Annotated in this window: 14 protein-coding genes; 11 read left to right on the top strand and 3 right to left on the bottom strand. The window is 51.2% G+C overall.

Annotation, left to right across the window (positions count from 1 at the left end; translation table 11 throughout):
• Positions 1–18 precede the first annotated feature (18 nt).
• Genes EKM84_RS03060 through EKM84_RS03050 form a run of 3 tightly spaced genes read left to right on the top strand, consistent with a single transcriptional unit; the run spans position 19 to position 2463 of the window.
• A complete protein-coding gene (locus EKM84_RS03060; protein ID WP_125763870.1) occupies positions 19–657 on the top strand; it encodes an ECF transporter S component in 639 nt (212 codons plus the stop codon).
• A 15-nt stretch (positions 658–672) separates the two neighbouring features.
• Entirely contained in the window at positions 673–1722 is a 1050-nt protein-coding gene (locus tag EKM84_RS03055; protein WP_125763540.1) for a fucose-binding lectin II, read from the top strand.
• 24 nt (positions 1723–1746) lie between these two features.
• Positions 1747–2463, top strand: a complete 717-nt coding sequence (locus EKM84_RS03050) for a DUF4430 domain-containing protein (RefSeq protein WP_125763538.1) — start codon at positions 1747–1749, stop codon at positions 2461–2463.
• A 71-nt stretch (positions 2464–2534) separates the two neighbouring features.
• Here EKM84_RS03050 and EKM84_RS03045 read toward each other — a convergent pair whose 3' ends face one another.
• Positions 2535–3629: a helix-turn-helix domain-containing protein gene (locus EKM84_RS03045; protein ID WP_125763536.1), complete on the bottom strand. Its 1095-nt coding sequence runs from the start codon at positions 3627–3629 to the stop codon at positions 2535–2537.
• Positions 3630–3909: 280 nt separating this feature from the next.
• Between EKM84_RS03045 and EKM84_RS03040 the strand changes: the two genes are divergently transcribed.
• The 3 genes from EKM84_RS03040 to EKM84_RS03030 all read left to right on the top strand — a co-directional run bounded on the left by EKM84_RS03040 (position 3910) and on the right by EKM84_RS03030 (position 8908).
• The gene (locus tag EKM84_RS03040) at positions 3910–5100 is read left to right on the top strand and encodes an MFS transporter (protein ID WP_125763534.1); all 1191 of its coding nucleotides are present in this window, start codon (positions 3910–3912) and stop codon (positions 5098–5100) included.
• Between the two features lie 509 nt (positions 5101–5609).
• The gene (locus tag EKM84_RS03035) at positions 5610–6803 is read left to right on the top strand and encodes an MFS transporter (RefSeq protein ID WP_125763532.1); all 1194 of its coding nucleotides are present in this window, start codon (positions 5610–5612) and stop codon (positions 6801–6803) included.
• 290 nt (positions 6804–7093) lie between these two features.
• The gene (locus EKM84_RS03030; RefSeq protein WP_125763530.1) at positions 7094–8908 is read left to right on the top strand and encodes a SpaA isopeptide-forming pilin-related protein; all 1815 of its coding nucleotides are present in this window, start codon (positions 7094–7096) and stop codon (positions 8906–8908) included.
• Positions 8909–9616: 708 nt separating this feature from the next.
• Here EKM84_RS03030 and EKM84_RS03025 read toward each other — a convergent pair.
• Both EKM84_RS03025 and EKM84_RS03020 read right to left on the bottom strand, forming a co-directional pair.
• Complete coding sequence (locus tag EKM84_RS03025) at positions 9617–10366, bottom strand: DUF4811 domain-containing protein (RefSeq protein ID WP_125763528.1); 750 nt, start codon at positions 10364–10366, stop codon at positions 9617–9619.
• On the bottom strand, positions 10363–11817 hold the full coding sequence (locus tag EKM84_RS03020) for an MDR family MFS transporter (protein ID WP_125763525.1): 1455 nt from the start codon (positions 11815–11817) through the stop codon (positions 10363–10365). The genes EKM84_RS03025 and EKM84_RS03020 overlap by 4 nt, the downstream gene beginning before the upstream one ends.
• 271 nt (positions 11818–12088) lie before the next feature.
• Here EKM84_RS03020 and EKM84_RS03015 point away from each other — a divergent pair, with 271 nt between their 5' ends.
• The 5 genes from EKM84_RS03015 to EKM84_RS02995 all read left to right on the top strand — a co-directional run bounded on the left by EKM84_RS03015 (position 12089) and on the right by EKM84_RS02995 (position 15530).
• Positions 12089–12658, top strand: coding sequence for a TetR/AcrR family transcriptional regulator (locus tag EKM84_RS03015; protein WP_125763523.1), 570 nt, complete (start codon positions 12089–12091; stop codon positions 12656–12658).
• Positions 12659–12826: 168 nt separating this feature from the next.
• Complete coding sequence (locus EKM84_RS03010; RefSeq protein WP_125763521.1) at positions 12827–13246, top strand: MerR family transcriptional regulator; 420 nt, start codon at positions 12827–12829, stop codon at positions 13244–13246.
• A gap of 15 nt (positions 13247–13261) precedes the next feature.
• Entirely contained in the window at positions 13262–13672 is a 411-nt protein-coding gene (locus EKM84_RS03005) for a cupin domain-containing protein (protein WP_191988059.1), read from the top strand.
• Positions 13673–13684: 12 nt separating this feature from the next.
• A complete protein-coding gene (locus EKM84_RS03000) occupies positions 13685–14005 on the top strand; it encodes a carboxymuconolactone decarboxylase family protein (RefSeq protein WP_125763517.1) in 321 nt (106 codons plus the stop codon).
• Between the two features lie 394 nt (positions 14006–14399).
• Positions 14400–15530 carry a glycosyl hydrolase family 8 gene (locus EKM84_RS02995; RefSeq protein WP_125763515.1) on the top strand — a complete coding sequence of 377 codons (1131 nt, stop codon included), beginning with the start codon at positions 14400–14402 and terminating at the stop codon, positions 15528–15530.
• The last annotated feature ends 14 nt before the right edge of the window (positions 15531–15544 follow it).

Genomic DNA, 15544 nt, shown 5'->3' with positions numbered 1-15544 from the left:
GTTGTGCCGGTGGGCTTAATCCTGGTTCTATTAGCGGGGATGCTCCTGTTAAAGGGTCATCATTTTGTAATTTTTAGCTTTGCCTGTCTGGCCGTCAGTCTCCTGCCGGCTTACTGGCACTTTGAGAAACGGCAAATGGGGACGCGATTGTTAGTCTTTTTAGCGGTCATTGTGGCCCTAGGCGTTATGGGGCGCGTGCCGTTAGCTGCAATTCCCAACGTGCAGTTGACTAGTTTTGTGGTCATCGTCAGTGCCGTCAGCCTGGGACCGGAGCTCGGCTTCGTTTCCGGGTCGATGATGGCCCTGGTCTCCAATCTATTTTTGGGTCAAGGACCGTGGACACCTTGGCAAATGCTGGCTTGGGGGCTCATGGGCCTGACCACGGGACTTCTCGGTCGCACCCAGTTGAAGAACAACCTTTGGGTGATGGTCGTCTGGGGGGCTCTGTGGGGCCTCTGGTTCGGCTGGATCATGGACCTCTGGTACGCCCTGGCCTACGTTCGGCCATTGCGGCCCGCCAGTTTCTTCCTGTCGTTTGCAGCCAGCCTCATGTTTGATGCTATGCATGCCGCAACGAACGGGATTAGTTTACTGCTTTTGTATCAACCTTGGCGTAAGCTGATGGATCGTCTAATTACCAAATACAATATTTTATAAAAGGGGAAATACTTCATGTTGAATAATAAGTTAATCGCAGCTTCATTGACCGCCGTAATGGCTTTAGGGGCAGTCGTACCCGTTATGGACGTTAATGCCGCTAGCATCAAGGTCGCTTCCAAAAGCTCGCAAAAGAGCAAGAAAAAGGCGATGTATACATATGCCAAAAAGATGATGAAACAAAATAAAGACGGGGTCAATGGCACCGCCAAGATCTTTAGCAAGACCGCTTTCAAGACGACGGGGGCCGCTTCCGGTTACGCCGACTTCCTGTTAGGCTTGAAGAAGCAGGGGTACAAATTTACCAAGGCCAACAAGAAACTGGTTAAGAAAAACCTGATTGTTTCCAGCAAGAGTGATCCCGCAACGTTGGCCACGGCCATCATCGGCCTGCAGGCAATTGGAGTTAATCCAACCAAGTACAAGCCAGCCGGCGCCAAGAAGAACCTGAACTTGGTCAACACGTTGTACAAGCAATCCATGAACAAACAAACGGTTAACGTCCAAAGCCAAGCGCTGGTTGCCGTTTCTTCCAACAAGACCTTTAAGAAGCCTAGCAAGGCGAAATTCTCCAAGGCTTCCTTAAGCCTGAAGATTGCTAAGAGCCAACAAGCCAACAAGGGGTGGGCTTACAACAACACCGTTGCTAGTGTTGATAGTGACACGACCGCGACGGCGGTGACGGCTTTGATGATGGGTAAGAGCACCAACAAGCAGGTTACTAAGGCCGAAATTGCCGGCCGCAGTTACCTGAAGAAGAACATCTACAAGAGTGGGGCCTTTGGTTACACGTACCAGGGCAAGCAAAATCCGAATGCCAACTCAACTGCCGAAGGAATCTTAGCCTTATCTTCTACCAAGACGTCCTTTAAGTTTGTGAACAAGACGGCTTTAAAGAAGGGCCAAACCGCAACGCCACTGAAGACGATGTTCAGTTACGTTAAGGCCGATGGTTCCGTGAAGGATGCTTACAGCATGGTCTTGGCTTACGGTCAAGTTAGCTTAGCTGCAACGGCTGCCAACAACGGTAACTACAACAAGAAGTTAGTTTACACGTTCAAATAAGCGTTGGATTAAGGAGTAGTCAACATGAAAAAGACAAGATGGATCATCGCGGCGGTCGTCGTCACGATTTTGGTGATTGGCGGCGCACTCGCGTTACAACAAAGTCATCAGAGTCAGGCGACTTCGGCACCAGATACGGTTGCGACGAGTAGTTCCTCGTCTGCCCAATCTACCAGCAAGGCTAGCAGTTCAGTAGCTAAGAAGGCGCATCATAAGCGGGCCAGTTCGTCGACGAAGAAAGCTGCAACGGCACATCACGCCACTAACGCCAGCTCGGCCGCAGCAACGAGCCATCAAACTAGCCAGGCGGCTGCCAGCAAGGCAAGTTCAACACCGAAGGCTAGTTCGGCGACTACTCATCGGCGGGCAACCAAGCCAAAGGCTGCTACGACCACGACCCATCACGCAGCGGCTAAGAAAGCTGCCAAGAAGACGCAGACGGCCAAGAAGGCCCATTTAGTGGTCACTGGCTACAAGAAGACCTTCTTTGACGGTAACGTCACCATTAACAGTCAATCAAATGCATTTACCGTACTTCAGTCCTCCAAACTGAAACTGGATTACCAAAATGGTGCCGTCGTCTTTGTCAGCAGCGTGAATGGTTTAGCACAAAACGACGTCAAGGTCGGTAGTGGTTGGAAGTACCGGGTCAATGGCAAGTTCATCGACAAGGCTGCCAACAAAAGAGCGATTAAGAATGGCGATAAGGTTCACTGGTACTTTACGACTAAGGGATATTAAACTCGACTTAGCCAACGGTGAAATGAAAAAAGCCTCAGTTCCTTTTTTCGGGACTGGGGCTTTTGTGGTATTTAGGTAGCGTAGTTCATGTAAACCCATTGGATAACGGATTTATTCTTGGCATCAACTTCATTGGCGGATTCTGAAGGCTGTTGGCCGTCAACGGTGTAGACCCATCCTTGCGAGTCCTCCTTGTCGGTTAAGTTACCAATTCGGGTTAGGTAAGCAGCGCCGTCGTCATCAGAGTCGGTTTGGTAATTAATATCATGGCGCTCGAAGTAGTTCTTGGTGACATCGTAAATAGAAGAGGAGTCATCCCAATCTAAATCACGTGGGATTGTGTAGACCTTTTGAATGGCATGATTATGTTGTCTAAATTCGGAAGGCGTAGTATGCGTTTTTCGTTTAAATATTTTTGTGAAGTAACTGGTTTGTGAGAACCCAAGCTGGGCTGAAATTTGGTTGATGGGGATGAGGGTCAGTGCCAGTTTTTCCTGAGCCAGAGCAATTTTTTGATTATTGACGTACTCGACAAAGTTGACGTGGAGATATTTTTTAAAGAGACGGCTGAGATAAGATGGCGAAAGGTAGGATGCTTCAGCCACATCGTTTAGGGAGAAGGATTGCTGGATATTTTTATGGATGTAGGCCATAGCGAGTCGGATACTATGGTACGCATCATAGTTACCAATCGTGTGACCATTGATTGGTGCTAACCCCGACGTTGGTGAGGTTGCGGATAAAGAATCAGATTGATCAGAGAGCGGGAAGAAATTATGAAAGTAATTGATTTTTTTGATTTGGTTTGTCGTTAGTGCGTCCCAGATAGTGAGTGAACCAGTGGTGCCAATAAAGGATTCTCGAAGCATATCCGTCAGATAGCTTTGAGCCAAAATCAAGCGTTTTTTGGAAACATTCTTGGCGTCACACATGATTGATCCCCAGAGCTGAGTGCCGAGAGTGACTGGAAAAATGGCAAAATGTTTCAGATCCTCATCAGCCAAGTTCTGTTTGATGGCGGAGTCATTGAGAAAGACAGCATCATCTTTTAGCAAGATTCCGTTGAAGTCGTAACACAGTGCATTAATTTGTGTCAAACTAGTAAATTTAGCCAATGCATGGGCGAGATTACTATAATTTTTTTGTTTGGGCAGAGAATTAGACATAAAAAGACCTCCCTAATAAGAACTAGTAAACTCATTGCTAAATCAGTGATGTATCCGGTAACACTTACCTAAAGTGTAGCGGAAGTGTCGTGCTAGTTCAACTGGAGGACAAAATATTACTAGTTTAAAGATCAAGATAGTCTTAATCTATCGATTCTTATAGTAACAGGCAGAGTTTTCGACAAATCTTTTGGCGGAAGCTCTTTTCTTTTACTGACGACAGCGGGCGAAATAGTGTACGCTAGGAGGAAAGGAACTATTGTTGATTTGAGGAACGAATATGAACAAGTATCGCTGGCAGGCCAGTGCCTTGGTGCTCGTGGCGTTTATGCTGGGCTGTAACGAATTTATGGTGGTCGGGGTCATCTCCGACATTGCCCGTTCACTGCGGGTGACCGTCGCAACGGCCGGCTACCTGGTGACCATCTTTGCCATTGTCTATGCGGTTAGCACGCCGCTGATCACGATTTTTGCCAACCGTTTCGACCGGTACAAAACGCTGATGGTCTTACTGCTCATCTTCCTAGTGGGCAACACTTGGAGTGGCTTTACGACCAGCTACGGGTGGTTCTTGGTGTCCCGGATGCTGACGGCAGCGGTTGCTGGGGCCATTGAGTCGTTGATTATTGTCTTTGCCAACGACATTGCGCCCCGGAATAAACGGGCGATGCTGATTTCTTGGCTAGCAGCCGGTTTCAGCATTGCCTCCGTCGTTGGGGTACCCGTTGGGGTGGCCATCAGTACCGCGACCAGCTGGCACGTGGCCTTTCATCTGATTTCTATTTTGAGCCTGCTAACGTGTGTCGTCATGGCGGTTATTTTGCCGCGGAATCTCCCCAAAGCCGCGGGTGGTATCAAGGACCAGCTGGTCTTATTAACGGACAAGCGCGTTTACCTGGGGGCCGTTCTGATTCTCTTCTCTGCGGCGGCGCTGTACGCGTATTACACTTACATTCGACCGCTACTCACAACTGGACTGGGCTTCGGGACCACGGCGTTAAATTGGTTATTGTTTACGCTGGGACTCATGAGCATTCTGGGCAATCGGCTGTCCGGAACCGTTGCGGAACGGGATGGTTTGACCACGCTGCCACGCTTTTACGTGGTAGACATTATCTTGCTATTATTATTGCCAATCGCGATGGGTAATCGGGTGACGGGTTTTGGCTTGTTTTTAGTGTTGACCCTCATCATTTCCGTGGTAAATTCACCGATTCAAATTCATTTCCTGGACGTGGCGGAGGTGGATTACCCGCAGGCAACGCTCCTGGCTTCTTCGCTGAACGCCATTTTCTTTAACGTGGGAATCTCAATAGGGTCGGCCACAGCCTCGGTCGTGCTGGTTCGCGGTGGACTCCTAAGCCTGGGCTATGGCGCCACGGTATTTGCCGTTCTGTCATTGATTGTTGCCGTCATGTTAAATCGAGTCAACGCGGCGCATCGGCGGCGGGTTGCGGTTAAGGAAGACTAAGCAATCGGTGGTTAGCGCGGCTAAAGAATGCTCAAAAAATAATTTGCAAATGTAAGGGATTACCTGAGTCGTCCCCCTAATATTTTGATGCGAGATAGTGTAATCTTAAAGGTAAAGTTACTGTTATTCCAAAAAAATCGAGAAGTAGGGATGAACAGTAGAAAATCATTCGCGTGCGAACGGACGAAACTGATGTTGGCCGACGGAATGATGAAAATGAGTGATCAAGGTTAGTGACCAGAGGCGAATCAAGGTCGCCAGCTGTGTCGGTGTTCTTAGCTGAGTGTTTTTCTCAGCTTAGATCACGGGACGACCTTGGAGACTGGTGGTTTTCCAGGCTTCAAGGCGAGGTGGAAGACCGCTTCTCAGGCTGGAACCGTTCCCCACAGCTGGCGACCTTGAATTCGCTGCCGGGAACGAACAGCGACGGTCAAGTTCGTTTTCATCATCACAGTGCAGACACCAGTTTTGATTTGTTCGCAAGTTTTAAGAAATCAGAGGAATTGAAAATGAACAAGTATCGTTGGCAAGCCATTGTGTTTGTCCTAGTCGCCTTCATGTTGGGGTGCAACGAATTTATCGTGGTCGGGGTCCTGTCCGACATCGCTAAGGAATACCAGATTCCCGTCGCCACCGTGGGGTATTTGGTGACTATCTTTGCGACGGTGTATGCTGTTAGCACACCGTTCATCACGATTTTAACCAACCGCTTTAGCCGCTACAAAACACTGATGACCCTGATGGTGATCTTTTTAATCGGGAATACGTTGAGCGGCTTGGCGATGAGCTATCCGGTCCTGTTGCTGTCCCGGGTTCTGACGGCCGTGGTGGCGGGGGCAATTATTTCCCTCATCATGACGTTTGCTAGTGCGATTGCGCCGCGGGAAAAGCGGGCGAGCCTGGTCTCCTGGATCTTTGCTGGCTTCAGTATTGCCTCCGTCTTTGGGGTGCCGATTGGGACGGCCATCAGTACCAGTTATAGCTGGCACGACGCTTTCTACCTGATCTCCGTCATCAGTGCCATCACCTGTGTTCTGTTGGGCTGGCTATTGCCGCGCGAGGTGGAACAGGTACAAGGCAGCGTGAAGAACCAGTTGGTCTTACTGAAGGACCGACGGGTTTACGTGGGCATCGCGCTCGTGCTGTTCACAGCGGCCACGATGTACGCGTACTACACCTACATTCGGCCACTGCTGACGACCGCACTAGGTTTCAGCACCACCAGTTTAAATTGGCTCCTGTTCCTGATTGGAATCATGAGCATTCTCAGCAACCGTTTCTCGGGGATGTTGGCGGAACGCAATGGGTTGCGCATCATGCCGCGCTTCTACGTGGCGGACGTGATTTTGTTAGCCCTCCTGCCATTTGGTCTGGGCAACAAGTTTGTCGGCCTGGCCATCCTGTTAGTGATGAGCCTAATCGTCACGATTTTGAATTCACCCATTCAGATTCACTTCCTAAATATTGCTGAGCAGGACTACCCGCAATCGGCGGTACTGGCGTCTTCGTTGAATTCCATCTTCTTTAACTTTGGAATTTCCCTGGGGTCGGCCACGGCTTCTGGTATGCTGGGCGTCGTCGGACTGAACCGTATCAGCTGGGGTGCGGCCGGGTATGCGGCGATTTCCTTGGTCCTGGCAGTCACGCTAAATCACGTCATCAAACAACACCGGCAGGCCAAGCTGGAACAACCGGCCGACTAGTTAACCGAGAACTGGCTTAATCAGATAAATAAATGGACGCACAATCATTGTGGTTGTGCGTTTTTTGTTGGGCAAAATGCGTGCCACCAGCAGGAGTGGGTGGAGAATTACTGGTCGCGTCAATGGGAAGGCGTTTTAAATTGCGGGTTGGCGGCCGAGAATTTTTTAACCCCCCATTTTCAAATTTACCACTTAACCCCTAAGCCGGTGTTGGGCCTATAGTGAGGACAAGGTTGCGGATAGTCAGGAAGAAGTTAGGAAAGCATGTGTTAGATTGGAGGAGGATTGCAATGCGCAGGAAGATCTATCAGGTCGTGCTGGGCTTCGTTATAGTTCTGGCCGTCTTCCTTGGCGGGGGAGCAGTCTTTGATAGCGTTGTAGCCCACGGGATGACCGTCGCCACAGGCGGTTTAAGTGGGAGTGACGCCACAATTACCGATGTTCACGGTAACCCGATTCAAAATGGGAGTCCCCTGGACAAGTGGACGACTTATTCCGTTGCGTACGAGTGGGGCATCAAGGATGGTGCGCCAATTGCTGCGGGCGATACCGCGATTGTTGAATTGCCAGCCGGGTCCGTCGCTGAACACGATACGACGATTGCACTGGTGGACTCGGCGGGGTATGAAGTGGGGACATTTACCATTAAGGCTGGCCAAACCAGTGGGACTATCACGTTCAATGATGCGTTAGCTGGCGTCGGCACCAACCGGGGTGGCAAGCTTCAATTTTTCGTTAAAGGAACTACGGACAATAATGGCTCTGGCCTCGATTGGGGCATCAATAAGGTTGGGTGGATCGCCGAGAAGGATGAAAACGGCGTGCCAACTAAGTTGACTTGGAACATCGCGTTTAACCCTGGTGGTCAAAACGTGGGCCCAACCGTGGTGACTGACACCTTGGGAGGCGACCAGGATTACATCCCGGGGTCAGTCCACGCCGAAACCGGGACCTATAGCGCCGATGGGAGCTTCACCTCGACTGGGACCATCACCCCTGAAGTCACGAATAACGACAGAGAGATGACGTTTAAATTTGATAACGTGACCTCGGCTGTGAACATGACCTATCAGACCAAACCCACCCTAAATACCGGTGGGAGCTGGTTCAACCAGGCCACTTGGGACGGTAAAACCGTTGGGTCGCAGATTGCTTGGGGCGGCAACGGTAGTGGTAATGGGCAGAACGCCACGGGTGAAGTTGTCCTGACGAAACGGGATAACAAAACTGATGAAGTCTTGCCCGGTGCTATCTACCGGTTACAAAAGGCCGATGGGACGGTCGTGGTGGACTACTTAACGACCGATGCCCAAGGGCAAATTGCCTACGCCGACTTACCCGCTGGCTATTACGAATTCGTTGAAATTACACCACCAGCTGGCTTCGCGTTGGACCCAACACCGGTACCATTTAAGATTGTGGCGGGCCAAACCACCCCAGTTGAGGTCTTTGCGACTGATGAACGGGAAAACAGTGGTGACATTGACGGTGGTGATGGCGGAACGACAGGACCTGAAACTCCTGGAGAGCCAGGCGGTGGTGGTACAGTGACGACGCCTGAGAACCCAGGTGGTGGCGGTAGTACCACACCACCAGAAACTCCTGGAACTGGCGGTGACGGTGGTCATGTGACTGTCCCACCAAAGCCAACGGAACCGCAGACGCCTGAGAAGCCAACTAATCCACAGGAACCTCAGAAACCGCAAAAGCCACAAAAGCCACAAAAGCCACAAAAGCCTGAGAAGCCACAGAAACCTCAGAAGCCAACCACCCCTCAAAAACCACAGAAACCGGGAACCAGCACGCACAAGCCAGGAACTTCAGCGACGACGCAGCATCCCGTAACCGGTGGTAGTGGGGCAAATGGTACTGGCACAACGACGGGCACTACGACGTCGCCAGCCGGAGCCACGACTGGAACTGGTTCTGCAGCGGTAACTGGTAGCGCGACGACTATGCATCACGCTAGCAGCACACCGCAGTACGCCGGCCACACGTTACCACAAACGGGTGAACGGCCAATCAATCAGGCTTTGACCTTAGCGGGCATCGCCTTATTGGTTGTTACGCTGCTGGGATTCTATGATCGGCAGCGGCGGCATTAATTAGGGACAAGTGACCGTAGCACAAAACGACCAGGACGCCATTGTCCTGGTCGTTTTGTTATGAAATTATTTCCGACTCCGGGCCGGTTGCAGCCGGGAAACGGGCTTCCACCTCGACTTTGAGCCTGAGGTGCGGTCTCAAAGGTCGTCCCATGGCCTAAGCTGAGTGAGAAACCTCAGCTAACGCCATCGACACAGCAGGACACCTTGATTCGCCTCTGGTCACTGACATTGCTGTTTTCTTTGTCTACTGGTTCAGGGATGGCTCATTTTCACCGGCCCTGTGGCTAACGTTGGTTTAGCCCCGAGGTCCTGGGCAACGGCGTTGTTGCCAGACCTCAGGTAGAGTAACTTGGCTACAACTAGTAGGTGATAACTGCCAGTTAAATGGCGATGAGCCGTGTGCGCGACCAGAGACGGGTCAAACTATGCAGAGTTAAGGTATCAAGTCGAACAAACTAGGGTGACTAGTACAATTTAATCAGAAAAAAACCAACGTAACCGGAGGCTCCAGGGATGGAGGTAGCTGTGTCGATGGTGTTAGCTGGTGGGTTGCCAGCTTACAGCATGGGCCGACTTTGGAGACGCGTGGTCTTCGCGCCTTCAAAGCGAGGTGGAAGACCGCTCCTCAGGCTGGAACCGGGCCCCATAGCAGCCGGAATCCCTGGAAGCCGGAGGTGGCTGGCTACGTTAGTTTTCTGTTCTCTTCTATTTTGCTGGTTGTTGCTGGGCTTGCTTTAGCAGGCGGGCTAAGCCGTTGGCAGCTTGTTGCTTCGCCTGTTGTTGTGCGGTGCGCGTGGCTTTCTGTTGGATCTGTTTGAGCTGTTGTTGCGTCAGGTTGGGCTGAGCCTCTTTGGCTGCGATTACAGCGGCGGTGACGGCCTTGGTGGTCTTAGCCTTGACCGTTGCTTCCTGCTTAGCAACCGTTTGTGACAGCCACTTGGCTTGCCGCACACTGAGCGTCGTCCAGCTATGTGGCAGGATGAAGGTGTTTTGGCGCTTGACTAGCGTTTGATGGTGGCCGGTCCAGGAAAATAGGTCCCGCCACAACGCATTGTTATAGTGCCAGCGCGTGGTCTTCGTTTGCAACTTGGCCTGAGACACGTCGCGATAATTAAGCTGATTATGCGTCTTCACGTTGGCCGCGGTGTGGCGCCGTTTGGACTGATTCGCCAGCCGGTAAACGTAAACCCGTTCCTTGTTAGCCTGCCGGATTGGCTGATAAATTAAGAGATTAACCTGCTTACTGGGTGAAATGGACGCGATGTTGGTCGTTTGCGTCGTGGTTTCTTGGTGCATCCCCCAGTGCCAGTTGTCGTTACCGATCATTAAGGTCGCAGCCCCAACCAGGACGATGAACCCCAGGCCACCACCGACGAACCGTTGGCGTTTCGTGGGTAGCAGCAGGAAGCCGCCGATGAACAGCAGAATCCCGAGTAAAAGTAAAATTAAAATCATGCGGTGACCTCCTGTTCTTGATCCTGGGCCTGCCGTTTAACGAAGCAGGCGAAGATGAAATCGATGATGCCAAAGGCCGTGGCCACTAAGAAGGCGGCGTGGAACCCGGTCATGGCCGCGTCATAGGCTTGGTTCTGGTAGGCGAGTGGCGCGCTGGTCAGTAAGGCGTGAGCCGGCGCGTGCTGGGTCGTGACGTTGGTGAGAACACTGCCGAGAATGGCGGTTCCCATCGAAGTCATGACCTGCCGCATGGTACTGTTGACGGCGGTGCCATGACTCAGTTGCAGGCCACGCAAGTCGATTGAGCTGGCGGCGGTCAGCGGCATCGTGACAATCGCGACCCCAATCATCAAAATCGTGTATTCACAGATGATGTAGCTGTACGGTGTCGAGCGAGTGAGAAAGGCGAAGGGCAGGGTTCCCAGCGTTAGCAGGAAGGTGCCGACCAAGGCCAATCGCCGGCCCCCCATTTGGTCGTAAAGGTGACCACTCAACAGGCTGACCAGGCCATAGACCAAAGCCCCAGGCAGAATCATCAACCCGGAATGGAAGGGTGTCAGGCCGCGCACCTGTTGCAGGTACATGGGTAAGACCACTTGAATCCCAATCATGGCGGTGTTGGACAGCGCCGTGATAAAGGAGGCCACGGTAAACGATGGAATCTTGAGCAGGCGGACATTGAGAAAGGGGTGGGCTTGTGGCCACTCGTGACGGGCGAAGAGCCCAATGAAGAAGAGGCCAATTAGGATACCAGCAATCACGCTGGTTGAGCCCCAGCCATTTCCACCCACCTCGGAAAAGCCGTAGAGTAGGCTCCCAAAACCAATTGTTGATAGCAAGATGGCCAGCAGATCGATGGGTGATTTTTTCACGGGGATGACGGGACGGACGAAGATCAACGACAGAATCAAGACCAGGATAACTGGTGGAATCATGACGCCAAACAGGTCACGCCAACTAGCATTGTCGAGAATCCAACCGGAGACGGTCGGCCCTAAGGCTGGTGCGAGGCCGATAACGACACCGCCCAGCCCCATCATCGTTCCCCGTTTATCGGCGGGAAAGGTGACCAGCAGGACGGTTTGAATGGTTGGGAAGGTAATTCCCACACCGATGGCTTGAATCAGCCGCCCCAGAAAAATCAGGTTAAAGCTACTAGCGGTATAGCTGATGACCAGCCCGGCTAGGAAAAAGCTCAGGGCGGTCAAATAAATGATGCGTAAACTAAAGTTGTTGATCAGCCAGGCGCTGATGGGAATCATGATCCCCATGATCAGCAGAAAGCCGGTCGTCAGCCATTGAACGGTCGCACTAGAAATGTCGAAGCGGGTCATTAACGTCGGGTACGCGGTGACCAGCATGTTGGTGGTCAGGGCCGTACAAAATGTCCCGAACATTAGCGTCACCATCAGCCACACGCGGCTAAAGGGTTTGCCATTGGTATCTGTCATGATAAAAGCCTCTTTTGGTGGGAATCATCCGGTTCCCGTAAATTTTAAAACCATTATAACCTGTTATGAGAAAATAATAAACTACTTGGAACAGTTTATTAAAAATTCTTTTCAAGGTATAATAGCAGTACGTGGTGCCACGGGCGCCAAAGGGCTTTTAGCTGAATCAAAAATAATCATGAAAACAACTCAGTTTGTGAATCAAGCGCTGAATTTTCAACATGCCATCCTAGCTAACTTGAGGAACAGACAGGAGAAGAGGGGTAACAATATGGTAAAGCGACGGACATTAACCAGGGAAAAGGTCTTAGACCAAGCCAGTGATATCATTGCCGTGGATGGGTTAGACCATTTAACGATTCGGGAGTTGGCCAACCGCTTAGAGGTGCGGCCACAGTCCATTTATAACTATGTCGATAGTTTGAACGATCTGTTGGATCAAGTGGGGGTCGCCTTCGTCCAGGAGATTGCGGATCGCTTGATGCGGCGCTTAGTTGGGGTAGCGGGCAAGGAGGCCTTGTGGGTCTTCGCCCAGGAATTTCGGGCGGGATGTCTACAGCAGCGGCATTTAGCGCCCATCCTGTTGAACCCCAACGACCTGCAACATTTGACGGCGACTCACCAAGCCTTGGTCGACCTGTACAAGCAAATGTTTGCTAGCCTACATTTAGATGAGGTCGACAACACGGCGTTGGTCGAATCCACGCTATACCGGTCCGCCTTATTTGGCTTTATTTTGCAGGAGATTGGCGGCTTCTTACGGTTGCCAGCGCGCAAGGTTGACGACCGGTTTGACCAAACCATGCAACTCGCCATTGACCAGTTCACAACGATTCAGTAGGGGATGTGAACAGCTCGGTCGCTGATAATTTTTGACATTAAGACGCAATCACGCTGTTTCGGCGGGGATGGCGTTTTTATTTTAATTTTTTTGCAAATACCCCTTGCCTTCGAGTGCACTCAAAGGTGTTTACTAGGGTTCGTAAGTAAGAGAGGGAGGCGTTAGCTGTTGCACGAAAAGCAGTATCGGATTGGCGAGTTTTCTAAGCTCGTGGGGCTGTCGGCCTACACGTTGCGGTATTACGAGGACCAGGACTTGATTTTGTCTCAGCGAGATGAGAATGGCGTTCGGTACTATACGGCGGAGGACATTCGTTGGATCGGGTTCATTTTGCATCTCAAGGGAACTGGCATGCGGCTGAATGAGCTGAAACGCTACGTCCAGCTCCGCGCCCAGGGTGACGGCACGATTGGTGAACGCCGAGCGATGCTCCAGAAGGTCAAGGACGATGCCGAAGCGGATATCGCTGAACTTCAAATGCATTTGAAAGTTTTGAGTCGCAAGATTGACTGGTATGACGGCAAGACTGACCACACCATTCCGGACACCGAAAGCTTTCACGATTATCTACAAAAATTTAACAAATAAAAGGAGTAATCAATGATGGCAAAAAACGAAGATGTCAAAAACGGGGTTATTTTTCCAGTCGGCGACAAGAACGAGGCGTACCAACAATTCTTCACCGGTCAAAGTTACTTACAAGGGTTAGTCAGTGATCCCGACGTCAGTGTGGGCGTGGGCAATGTCACCTTTGAACCCGGTTGCCGGAATAACTGGCACATTCACCATGATGGCTTCCAAATCCTGTTGGTAACCGGTGGCGAAGGCTGGTACCAAGAAGCGGGCAAGCCGGCTCGGCGGTTACACGCGGGCGACGTGGTCGTAACCAAGGATGGCGTGAAGCACTGGCACGGCGCAACCAAGGACAGTTGGTTCAGTCACGTAGCGATTACGGCGGGGACTCCAGAATGGTTGGAGCCCGTGGATGACGCGCATTACGATGCATTAGAATAGGAGGTCATAAGAATGGCAAAGAAACAAACCGCTGGTCGGGATAACTTAGGTGAATTTGCGCCCAAGTTTGCCGAACTGAATGATGACGTTTTATTCGGACAAGTTTGGTCGCGTGAGGATAAATTATCCGCGCACCAACGGAGCCTGATCACGATTTCCGCCCTGATTTCTGCCGGGAACTTTGAACAATTACCCGCCCACCTGAAGATTGGGAAGGGCAACGGCATTACCAAAGACGAAATCGCAGAAGTCATTACGCACCTGTCCTTCTACGTTGGCTGGCCCAAGGCTTGGTCTGCTTTTAACATCGCTAAGGAAATCTTTACGGATTAACCTAGTTGTTGCAGGCACTTCCAGAATGGTGAAAATCGAGCCGACGATGGTGCCGTCCGTTCCCGGCAGCGGGTTCAAAATACCCTGCTGTGGGGCCGGTTCCAGCCTGAAGAGCGGGCTTCCACCTCACCTTTGAGCCTGAAGGGCGGTCTCAAAGGTTGTCCCATGGTCTAAACTGAGAAAACCGCTCAGCTAAGACCATCGATACAGCCGGGAATTTTGACCCGCCTCTGGTCATTAACATTGGCCTAAGCGGGACTCAGTTTCTCCATCCCGGAGACGCAAAAGTAAAATACAAGTCAAAAAATTAGCCATTGAATCCATTTTGGGTCCGGTGGCTTTTTGAATTTAGCTTATAATGGAGGTAAGCAATTTTGAAAGGGGTTTCGCACACATGAGATTACATAAATTATGGGTCAGCCTGGCGGGGATCGTTGCCGTTAGTGGGTTGGCCTTGACCGCGACTACCATCGCGACGCCAACACCCACGGCCCACGCGGCTTCGGCCACGACGTTGTATAAGCAGTGGCAAAAGGTTTACGTGGGTGGTAAGACGCAGAAGTATGTGAAGACCAACAGTGGTTCTGGGACCACGACCGCGTTGTCTGAAGGGCAAGGTTACGGGATGTTGGCCGCAGTTTTGGCCGCTAAGAAAGGTGTCAATACGCGGACCACGTTCAATCAGATGTACAAGTATTACCGGGCTCACCGGGTCTCCAGCAAGGTGCCATTGATGCAATGGCAGCAAACCAAGCGTAACGGCAAGATGACCAGTGTGGGTCAACAGAAGAATTCTGCGACCGACGGGGATTTGGACATTGCCTACGCGTTGATTTTGGCTGACAAAAAGTGGGGTAGCAAGAAGGTCAATTACAAAGCCGCTGCCAAGAAACTGATTAAAGCCATCAAGCAAAAGGAAATCAACCAGACGACCTACCTGCCTAAGATGGGGAACTGGGCGACGACTTCCTACGACGTCAGCAAGCTGCGGACGGCCGATCTGATGACCGGGTACTTCAAGACGTTTGCCAAATACACCAAGGATAGCACCTGGACCAAGGTCGCCAATCGCAGTCAAACAGCCGTCAAGAAGCTGAGCGCACGGCACAAGACCGGGCTGTTCCCCGACTTTATCTTTGCGACCGGGAAGAGCATCAAGCTAAAGGCCGTGAAGCCCTACACGATTGAGTCGGGAACCGACAACCAGGTCGGCTACAATGCTTGCCGGGTGCCTTGGCGGTTAGCGCAAACTTACAAAATGAAGAAAGATAACATCACCAAGAAAGCACTGAATAAACAACTTAAATTCTATAACCAGAAAAAGAAAATTTTAGCGGGGTATACGCTGGGTGGCAAGGCGGTCAACAATTACGCCAACACGGCTTTCACGGCACCCGTTAATTTTGGGGCCAAGGTCATGAAGAAGACCAGCTTGAAGAACAAGTCGGCCAAGCAATTACCGAAGTCGATTGAAAAGAAGAACTACTTCTCCGCCACGCTCCAGGTCGTCATTGCCTTAAGCTAAACGGAAAATTGAAA

The sequence above is a fragment of the Levilactobacillus mulengensis genome, from assembly GCF_003946045.1.
In the GTDB taxonomy this organism is placed as follows: Bacteria; Bacillota; Bacilli; order Lactobacillales; family Lactobacillaceae; genus Levilactobacillus; species Levilactobacillus mulengensis.
This window is presented reverse-complemented; position numbering and strand designations above follow the sequence as displayed.